A 6,830-nucleotide genomic window follows, 5' to 3' on the forward strand; every position below is an offset into this window, starting at 1 on the left:
GAGTCTTCCAACGAGGCAAAGAACACAGCATTGCGCGCTTGCCAGTTGTCATATTCATCGACCTCGCCATCGGTCTCACTGCATGAGGCAAAGCTCAGCAGTGAGAGACAGGCAAAGATAAAATATTTCAGTTTCATTTATTGAAGTTTCTTAAGCAGACTTGCAATGCTAACCTTGTCCTCGATGATAGAAGCCAGGTCGCTGATCTTCACACGCTCCTGCTCCATGGTGTCGCGGAAACGCAGGGTGACGCAGCCATCGTTCAGGGTGTCGTGGTCAACAGTGACGCAATAAGGAGTACCGATAGCGTCCTGACGACGGTAGCGCTTACCGATAGAGTCCTTCTCGTCGTACTGACAGTTGAAGTGGAACTTCAGGTCGTTGATAATCTCGCGTGCCTTCTCGGGCAGACCATCTTTCTTCACCAGAGGCATCACAGCCAGTTTAACAGGAGCCAAGGCTGCGGGCAACTTCAGCACTACGCGGGTCTCGCCATTCTCCACTTTACACCGCGTAAAGTGGCACTTCTTGTTGTCTGAACAGACATCAAGCATCTGCTGTTCAAAAAGGAAGCATATCGTAATCTACACTACCGGCAATAATACGCGGTTTGCACTTGTATTTTTCTGATAAAATATTACGATCATCATCAAGCCACTCACACGAAATGCCTGCCAAAGACAACAACAACTGTGGCATGCCATCCGTGAGAAACGGCTTGTTCACCGACTGCTTGATGCTCTTAACGACATCTGCATGCTTCTCCATATAGGCCGCAGAACACCAAATCCACATGGGCACCTCATACTCATTACGAGCCTCAAGAGCTGTTGGCGTCTTAAAGTGTCGGCCACCGACAGAAGGTTCATCAAAGACCTCTTCGCCATGATCAGACACAAAGATAACGAGCGCTTCCTCATCACTGTACATAGCAATCACCTTGTCAAGCACATTGTCATTATAACGCGTCGCATTGTCATAGTGCATCACAGTCTCCACAGCATCCTTCCCTAACCTACGATCACTGTAATGCAGATGGCTGAAAACTGCCATCTGCTTAGGATAGCGTTTACTATAATCAAAATGCTGACCTATGAGATGTATGAAGTCTAGGGTCGGTGCTGAAGATGCGTGTTCCGTCTTATATGCTTTTACCTGCTCCAGCAATTCCATGTCATACACATTCGCTTTACTATTCCGGTGAGTAAATAGCGCATGGCTTAGCTCAGGATCGGATAAGAAGAAATGCCCCGTCTTATTAGTGTGACCACTAAGAAAGCCACCAATGAGATACTGGTTGGAGAAGAAAGACACCTCATAGCCTGCCTGCCTGAACAATATTGGAACCAGGGGTTTTTCTTCTAGTTGGTCCTGCATGCCATACTCCCAAAGCGAGAAAAGTCCCAAAATGGCATTGCTGGTAATATTCCATGGTGACACCACATCATTGAATACAAATAGTTCTCCTTTATCACAACGTTTCTGCTGCAATGGCGTTGTGGGCAAAGTATAACCATAAAGCGATGAATGATGCTTATTATAACTCTCGCCTATCACCAGCACTATATGTGGTGATTTATAACTGCAGCTGTCTATCTTGGCCTGAATAGTAGAACTCTTGAGTTGCGCTAGAATTCGAGAGGAAACTTTGGTGGAATAGTAAGCAAAGAGCAGACGGTGCAAGGGGGTGGCCATCTCCTCGTGATGACCACGCAACATAAGTCCTTCCATACGCTGATAATCGTGTTGCTGGAAGAAAAGTTGCATATATCTATAAGTGGGGACAGCACAGAACGCAAAACATACAGAGAAGAGTAGTGCATACGCATAGTTTACATATCGATGCCACGGAAATTGTTCTTCATAGCGGTATTGGAACAGCAGAAACACCGGCATGAGAGCCATCAGAGCCAGCAAACAAGCGATGCGCCAGTGAGAAAGAAGTCCAACGCCAATAAAGGTGAAGATAAACTCATGCATCTCGCGCAGATTGCTGAGCATAATGTTAGACATGATATGGGGCGTGATAGGCGATGCGAATACCTCCTGGCAGAAACAGTCAACAAGACAGCATGCCAGTACCAGTTCGCCTACAACGAGCATGATCATATACCCCACCTTTTTCGAAGGAATCAAAGAGAGTAGTCCACTTATCAGCAACGCCGTAAACAGTGATGAAGAGATATAAATAACAGACAACCCGCCTGCTGGATTGACACACAGCAGACAGGCCGTCAAAGTTGTTACAAGAAGTGTTAATGATTTCATTTACCACCGATACCAGAAGATCCCCCCTTATACAGTGTCATAAAGTAATCATCATAGAATCCTCCCTCGAAAATATCGATAGAATTTTCTGAAATTACAAGATAAAGGATGGCCGTATAATTACCATAGTAACTGCTGGATCTATTGACATATGCGATTCCTGTTGTATCATTAATCAATTGGTAAGTAAACTTACCTGTCTCTGTTTCTGGTCCATACCAATCAGAATTACTAGTACGAGTCCATACGCCGCTGCCATTAGAGCCAAATTTCAGCGTTATCATTTCACGTTCAACTACGCCGCTCCAGGTTCCCGACAATATGCCATTGTCTTCATCATCGTCGCCGCAGGCTATCATGCCGATACTAAAAACAGAGATGATCGACAAGAAAAGAATGCTCCAAAAAAATTTTTTAGTCTTCAAAAGCGTAATTATTTAGAAAAAGTATCCTAGGGCTACTGTGAAGGTGCTGACTTTAGCCTTTGTCTCGACTCCTGAAACATACGGTTCCCAGATATTTGACAAGTCACTGCCATAAGAGAGGCCAGCTGTCAGGCCACCACCAAAGCGGGCTTTAACGCCTATCTGCCATGCGGGCTGAAGGCGTTTCATGGTATATTTACTGCCACCCATATCGTCTTTATCAAACAAGTCTAGGTCGTCATCACCGTGATTTACCTTCAATTTACCTGTGATATTAAATCTCATAGAAAGACCTACGAACGGATCTATCTTGATGTCGCTGTTAGGAATGTCGAACTCGTAAATCAGATTCACAGGAATCTTGGCCGATAAGAATGACAGATCCTGATCGTCAATATCAAACAAATCTGATTTCTTTGAATACTGTGCACCCAATCCTACTTCCAAGAAGAGTGGCGTTCCCGCCGAGATAGGGAAGGCCTGACTATAACCTGCCGAGAAGGCTGTGACCGACTCGTCATCGAAGCCCTTGGTAAAATCTGCTGTCAAAGCATTGTATTCAACCCAGATAGAGCTCCATCCGTTAGATTTCACACTTGTAGAACTGCCCCCCGAGGAGGTGTTTGCAAACTGTGCATAAGCACCCGAACTGATAGCTAACAAAGCAGCTACAGCAAAAAACTTGATTGATTTCATAATGGTTTTCATTAAATTAATAATATAGAAATAATAAAAAGGGAATGTTACGTTAATAGACGAAATCCATTCGCCATATATTGGCCGTGCCCTTCGAGGAGCCGCGCTGCGAAATGAAATAGATGTATTTTCCATCCTTGCTCCATACTGGGCTCAGATCGTCGGCAGCGTGGTATGTAAGCTGAACAAGATGAGTTCCATCTACATGACAGGCAAACAAGTCAGTATTATAATAAGGGTGATTGCCATTCATCAGCATATTACTGCCCACAAATAAAATCCAGTTTTTGCCTGGTGAAAGGATGGGTGTTGAGAAACTGCGTTCAGGATCGCTGATAATACACTCCTCGACACCTGTCAGATAGTTCACACGCCATATCTCACCCCGGCCATCGGCATTGGCTCTGCTACACAGAATGGTGTTCAGCTCATTGATGGGGTAAGGATTCATGCCACGGGTATAGCTCGATAAGAAATTGCTGCTTATATCATAGCTCCACACGCTGGCACCATTATTTTCCATACGCGTAAAGAAGATTTTGGTCATATCAGAAGAATATACTGGCGAGAAGTCTTTGTTTCCGCTGGTTATCTGTCGGCACACGTTACCCGCAGAAGCACTGGTTTGGAATATCTGGTTCATCTTGCCATTAGCTTCCGAGAAACAAATATACTGACCATCTGGCGAATACGTAAAATCGAGCACCGCCTGACGGTATGTTCTCTGCACAGAGGCACCCTGCTTCACAATATCCTTGATAAAGATATTGGTGGTGTTGCTACGAAAGGCCAAATAGGCCAATTGGCTTCCATCAACAGATATATCCAGGATGCGATTAGACAACCAGTTGACATTTCGGTTCGTTCGTTTCACTTCAGGCAAACAAACATAATCGTTGTCTGACGTAATCTGCGTGAAATTAACACCCGATTCTTCGTTAACACGCACCACAGAGTAATCGACCTGTGCAACGCTCCAGAACGGGATTATCCACAATAGTAATAATAGATTCTTTTTCATATAGTTATTGATTTGATGTGAGTTTTCTGTTTCCTATTATAAACGGAAGGTAGCGTGATACTACATATATGATAGGGATGAAGGTCAGCAGTGTTATTACACTACACATAAACGTGGCTGTATCCTCGAGCAAAGGAGGCCACTCTTGTTGTCGGATGAGTGTAAGTGCGAAATCATAAGCTTATGCATCTATAAACCCGGGATTTCTCCCCCGAGCTGTTGGCAAAATTACAAAAAATTATAATACAAACAAAAAAAAATCAAAAAAAACAGCATCAGGAGTCAAAAACAAGTATGCGGTAACCATAAAAACTGCTTATACAATAATATAATATAAGACGACACCCGCCCAATAGTGGCACTTTTTTGCGTCTAAACAAGCTTTATGATGTCATAACGCGAATAGTTTTGAGATGTAAAAGCGCGAGAACGAGGCGGCATCTAGAGTCTGGAGACGTTGTTTCCAGAGTTTAGAATGGGTGGTTCTAAAGTCTGGAAATGGGGCGTCTAGAGTCTGGAAGCGCGTCAGGCGTGTCGCTTTTTGATGGAGAAAGTTATGCTACAGCCCCTCAAAAGCGCCACTATCGCCTGTTAAAAGCATGAATACTTGTGATAGAATTGAGGAGAAATGGAATTTATGATGTATCTTTGTCGTCGCAAAACGAGACGATTAACTAAATATGAATCAACCTTCAAACAATAATCCTACAGAACACCGGAATTCTGCAACAAAAAATACTTTAGGACGACGCGGCAAACAGAAAAACTACCGGTGGTCAGGGACCTATCATATCACGATAAACATCATGGAACGCAAGCAGCAGTTGCTAGGCTGTATCGTGGGAGATGCAAGCAAGCCCGACGACGACCCGCTTGCTCCTCGAGTGAAGCTCTCTGATATAGGGAAAATGGTAGAATATGAACTACTGAACAGCATTCATGCCTACTATCCGATGGTGGAGATCCAAGACTACGTCATCATGCCCGACCACCTGCACTTCATCGTTGTGGTGCACCGCGACATCATCAGCAGAAGCGGGCGCGAGACGCACCTAGGGCAAGTCATTGCTGGCTTTAAGAAAGGATGCAACCGCCACTACTGGGAACTGACGGGGCAAACCCTTACAGGCGTGCAGGGAGAACCTGCACAAGCGAGACAAGCCAGCAGAGCTGCAAATACGGACCGACAGGGAGAACCTGCACAAGCGAGACAAGCCAGCAGAGCTGCAAATACGGACCGACAGGGAGAACCTGCACAAGCGAGGCTGAGAGATGCCTCGCCCTTTGCGGTTCACCCGCAAAGCAAACGGGTGCCTTCATCGGGAAGCACTGGGCGCCCATCACTTTTCGATTATGGGTATGTGGACGTGATGCCGCTGAAGGAAGGACAGCTAGAACGGCAGCGGGAGTACATACGCAACAACCCACGCTATCGGCTGATGCGCAGGAACAACCCGCTTTGGCTAAAGCCACAACATGCAACGGTGCATACGGCTCTCTCGCTACCTGCCCTGCATGGCTACCTGTTGCGCGAGTGCCAACCTACGCAAATCAATGAAGAAGCCTGGAACAAGCTGCAGTCACGCCTGCAGTTTGATGGGCACTTCATCATTGGCGACAGCTACGGGAACCCCCAACTACTGAATGCGAGACTGCTACCCGTGGTGTGCCACAGAAAAGATGCGGCCCTGTTCGACAACCAGAAGAGACGCTGTCTGGAGGCTGCCGCCGAGGGTGCTATTCTGGTGTCAGCCCAGATAGCGAAGGGCGAGCGCGTCATCATGAAGACAGCAGTAGATAAGGGATATCCCGTCATCATCGTAGAAGACAACGGGTTTCCTGAACTGTATCATCCGTCTGAACAGCGCATGGACCTGTGCTGCAACAACAAACTGCTGATGGTGACACCGTGGCAACATGCCTACCGACGCGTGGCAGACACCATCACGGTGGCAGAATGTAAAACGATGAACTGCATTGTTCAGGCACTTTGTCACACCAAGGACAGTTGGTGGAAGAACGCATAAAAAAACGCCCCGTCACTCAAACGAATGACGGAGCGTTATGCTGTAAAGATGAATCTTTGTTTTTATCTTTTAGTTCCAGACCGGCATTGCCTGACCAGCAGGACTGAAGTCGATGAGTATGAGGTCGAACACCAAGACGCTATAGCCGGGGATTCCCGTGGTGCCATATTCACCATAGCCCAATGAATAAGGAACATAGATGCGCCAATAGTCGCCGCGATGCATGTGCTGCAGCGCTGTAGCAAAGCCATCGGTGAGACCCGACACGAGGAACTTGGTCGTGGCACCCGTGACAGGTGTGAACTTACCATAGACGGTTCCCGTGTTGAACACGTAGCCTTCGCTATAAGATGCTGAAGGAATGAGGCGTCCCTGATACATCACACGCACTGA

General features: G+C 46.3%; 6 protein-coding genes and 1 pseudogene. 1 reads left to right on the forward strand and 6 read right to left on the reverse strand.

What is annotated here, in order from left to right; genetic code table 11:
* Nucleotides 1-137: 137 nt before the first annotated feature.
* The 5 genes and pseudogenes from T496_RS0109765 to T496_RS0109790 form a co-directional block, all read right to left on the reverse strand.
* Nucleotides 138-506: pseudogene (locus T496_RS0109765) on the reverse strand (His/Gly/Thr/Pro-type tRNA ligase C-terminal domain-containing protein); the annotation flags it as partial.
* Between the two features lie 55 nt (nucleotides 507-561).
* Nucleotides 562-2,268, reverse strand: a complete 1,707-nt coding sequence (locus tag T496_RS13915) for a phosphoethanolamine transferase (RefSeq protein WP_081783611.1) — start codon at nucleotides 2,266-2,268, stop codon at nucleotides 562-564.
* Nucleotides 2,265-2,693: a hypothetical protein gene (locus T496_RS0109775; protein WP_155808836.1), complete on the reverse strand. Its 429-nt coding sequence runs from the start codon at nucleotides 2,691-2,693 to the stop codon at nucleotides 2,265-2,267. Before T496_RS0109775 ends, T496_RS13915 begins: the two co-directional genes overlap by 4 nt.
* A 12-nt stretch (nucleotides 2,694-2,705) precedes the next feature.
* Entirely contained in the window at nucleotides 2,706-3,389 is a 684-nt protein-coding gene (locus tag T496_RS0109785; protein ID WP_197018949.1) for an outer membrane beta-barrel protein, read from the reverse strand.
* A 52-nt stretch (nucleotides 3,390-3,441) separates the two neighbouring features.
* Nucleotides 3,442-4,410 (reverse strand): PD40 domain-containing protein, encoded by a 969-nt coding sequence (locus T496_RS0109790; protein ID WP_044111057.1) that lies wholly within the window; start codon nucleotides 4,408-4,410, stop codon nucleotides 3,442-3,444.
* Between the two features lie 806 nt (nucleotides 4,411-5,216).
* Between T496_RS0109790 and T496_RS0109795 the strand changes: the two genes are divergently transcribed.
* Nucleotides 5,217-6,437, forward strand: a complete 1,221-nt coding sequence (locus T496_RS0109795; protein WP_155808838.1) for a hypothetical protein — start codon at nucleotides 5,217-5,219, stop codon at nucleotides 6,435-6,437.
* Nucleotides 6,438-6,506: 69 nt separating this feature from the next.
* Here the strand turns inward: T496_RS0109795 and T496_RS13920 are convergent.
* Nucleotides 6,507-6,830, reverse strand: a 324-nt coding sequence (locus T496_RS13920) for an FKBP-type peptidyl-prolyl cis-trans isomerase (protein WP_044111061.1), incomplete at its 5' end; no start/stop codon positions are given.

It is taken from the genome of Xylanibacter brevis P6B11 (assembly GCF_000621825.1).
Lineage (GTDB): Bacteria > Bacteroidota > Bacteroidia > Bacteroidales > Bacteroidaceae > Prevotella > Prevotella brevis.